The sequence below is a fragment of the Chamaesiphon sp. GL140_3_metabinner_50 genome (genome assembly GCF_025361915.1).
In the GTDB taxonomy this organism is placed as follows: domain Bacteria; phylum Cyanobacteriota; class Cyanobacteriia; order Cyanobacteriales; family Chamaesiphonaceae; genus Chamaesiphon.
On the sequence record NZ_JANYJC010000096.1, the window covers coordinates 1 to 3,298 of the forward strand.

Genomic DNA, 3,298 nt, shown 5'->3' on the forward strand with positions numbered 1-3,298 from the left:
TGAGAGGTTTAGTGTCATTACCGCCATCGATTCTCTCGCGTGGAGAGGCTACGCCAACGGGGAGTGTCTAGACTTGGCAAATCTGAGACAACAATACTATTTAGCTCTAATGTACAGCTTGGCTGGGTTCTAACACAAGCAGTTGAGAGATGGGAGAGCGGAGATGGGAGTTGGGAGATAGGAAAGATGGGGAGGATGACGAGCATAGGGTGAGCTGCGCTTGAATTTTCCCATAGGGGCTTGCAATTTAATAGACTACCAGTGGGTTTAGGTTTCTCCTTACGGAGACGCTACGCTACGACTTCGCTCAACCCTCGGAGGTTGAGCGAAGTCGTTGGCGACAGCCTGCCGTAGCCACAACCTAAACCCACAAATATCTGGGATGTTATTTCTAAGCAAGTTCCATACTCCTTACTTCTTACTTCTTACTTCTTACTCCCAACTCCCAACTCCCAACTCCCAACTCCCAACTCCCATCTCCCATCTTCCAACTCCCATCCCCCCTCTAGAGCCTTTATAATAGTTAAAATTGCAACATTAAGTTCAGCGTGACGATCCAGAAAGAGACATTAGAGTTATTAGAGTGGTCTCGGTTATGTCAGCAGGTAGCGACATTTGCGGCGACAAAGCTGGGTGCGATTGCCGCCAGGAATTTGGTAATTCCCAAACAGCTTAGTATTAGCCTCAATTTACTCGCTCAAACGAAGGAAGTATATGACTTAGAAACCCGCTTGACTGGTGGGTTGTCATTTGATGGCATTGAAGACTTTGGCGATGCACTCGAACGCGCCGCAGTACAGGGGATGCTATCAGGGCGAGAGTTGCACGAAATTGCGACTACCTTGGCGGGAATGCGGAAGTTACGCCGGACGCTCGATAGTGAAGAAAAAATTCCTGTTCTACAAGCTTTAATCGCCGATGTGCGGACTTATCCAGAAATAGAGCAAGAGATTTATCATTGTATCGACGATCGCGGTGATGTGACCGATCGAGCTAATGAGAAATTATCACAGGTACGGGTACAGCTTAAAGGATTGCGCGATCGAATTTATAAGTCGCTCAATAGCCTCATCCAACGCCAATCGAATGCAATTCAACAGCCGTTAATTACCCAACGGGGCGATCGCTTTGTCATTCCGGTTAAAGCTTCTCATAAAGATGCGATTCCTGGTGTCGTTCACGATACATCGGGGAGTGGTTCGACTTTATATATCGAACCCCAACAGATTATTAACTTGGGCAATCAACTGCGTCAACTCCAACGCCAAGAGCAACGCGAAATCGAACTAGTACTAACGGCATTAACCGCCAAGGTAACAGCAGTCGTCGAAGATCTCGAACATCTGCTTGTCATTGCTACGACGATCGATCTCGCCACAGCTAGAGCTAGATACAGCCTCTGGTTATCAGCCAATCCACCCCGGATTATCGATCGAACTGCCAATGAATATATCACCCTCCGCCAACTCCGCCATCCCTTACTAATTTGGCAACACCAACACGAGCAAGGCTGTGCCGTCGTCCCGATCGATCTATCGATTCGCCCAGATATCCGCGTCGTCACCATTACAGGCCCTAATACAGGCGGAAAAACCGTTACCCTCAAAACCCTCGCGATCGTCGCTTTAATGGCAAAGGTGGGGCTATTTATCCCTGCCCGCGAGCCAGTTGAGATTCCCTGGTTCGACCTAATTCTCGCCGATATCGGCGACGAACAATCTCTCCAGCAAAGTCTCTCGACTTTTTCAGGACATATTCGCCGGATTAGTCGGATTTTAGATGCGGTGGGAGATGGGAGTGGGGAGATGGGGGACGGGAGTGGGGAGATGGGAGATGGGGAGACTGGGGGACTGGGAGACGGGGAGACGGGGGGACTGGGAGACGAAGATATTTCAATCCGAAATCCACAATCCCTCATTCTCCTCGATGAAGTTGGTGCGGGAACAGATCCGGCTGAGGGGAGTGCTTTGGCGATCGCATTATTGCAGCATTTAGCCGATCGGGCGATGCTGACGATCGCGTCTACTCACTATGGCGAATTAAAAGCTCTTAAATATCAAGACAGTAGATTTGAGAACGCTTCGGTAGAATTTGATGATGTCAGTTTATCGCCGACTTATCGATTATTATGGGGCATCCCCGGTCGATCGAATGCCTTGTCGATCGCGCAACGATTGGGTTTAAATGCCCAAGTTGTCGATAGTGCCCGATCGCAGGTAGTTTTGGGTGCAACTCAAGCAGTCAATGAAGTAATTGCCGGATTGGAAGCGCAACGCCGCGCGCAGGAAACCAAGGCAAATGAAGCTGCGAATATCTTAAAACAGGCAGAAGCATTCTATTTAGAAGTTTCCCAAAAAGCTGCCCAATTGCAAGCGCGGGAACAGGAACTTAAAATCAACCAAGAAAAAGCAATTCAAGCCGCCATTGTTGAAGCTAAAGGCGAAATCGCCCAAGTCATTCGCCAACTCCAGCAAGGCCCCCAGACCGCCCAGGCTGCCCAAGCCGCTACCTCAAATCTAGACGGACTGACAAACCGCCATATTCAGGCTAAAGCCACGCCCAAGCCCCCACCAGGGTTCAATCCGCAGGTAGGCGATCGGATTCGGATTCCTAAATTAGGACAAACTGCCGAAGTCCTCAGTAAAGTAGACGATAGTGGCAATCTCAATGTCAAGTTTGGGATCATGAAAATGAATGTCGCCCTCGTCGATATCGAATCGCTAACTGGCGAAAAAGCCGCCCCACCGCCTAAAAAATCCGCCGCCAAAGTTCCCGGTACACCAACCCCTCGCGCTCCTGTCGTCGCCATTCGGACATCGCAAAACACCGTAGACGTGCGGGGACAACGCGTGATGAATGCCACCGTCGAGATCGATCGAGCACTCGATCGAGCCTATCAATCTGGCATAATGTGGATAATTCATGGCAAAGGTACTGGCAAACTCCGCGAAGGTATCCACGAGTTTTTAGCCGATCGTGCTTATGTCGATCGGATCGAAATCGCTGGCGAGAAGGATGGTGGCGGTGGCGTGACGATCGTTTATCTCAAGTAATCTCCAATGTTGGAAGCTGTCGAACCTATTTTTGCCAACTACTTTCTAAATAATAGGTACTTAGGAATGAGGATTTAATAATATACATATCTGTAGGTTGGGTAGAAGCCCGCGAAACCCAACTCTCTAGGGATGTTGGGTTTCGAGGCTCTGCTTGGTGCAACGCTTAGCACGAGGAAACCATCTTCGATACGTCTGTGCCTACGGCAGGCTTGCGCCAACGCCTACAGCGCGTTGGCGCAAGC

At 49.7% G+C, this 3,298-nt stretch carries 1 protein-coding gene; it reads left to right on the forward strand.

The window, feature by feature from the left end:
* Nucleotides 1–548: 548 nt before the first annotated feature.
* Nucleotides 549–3,053 (forward strand): endonuclease MutS2, encoded by a 2,505-nt coding sequence (locus Q0R35_RS05210; protein ID WP_295615032.1) that lies wholly within the window; start codon nt 549–551, stop codon nt 3,051–3,053.
* The last annotated feature ends 245 nt before the right edge of the window (nt 3,054–3,298 follow it).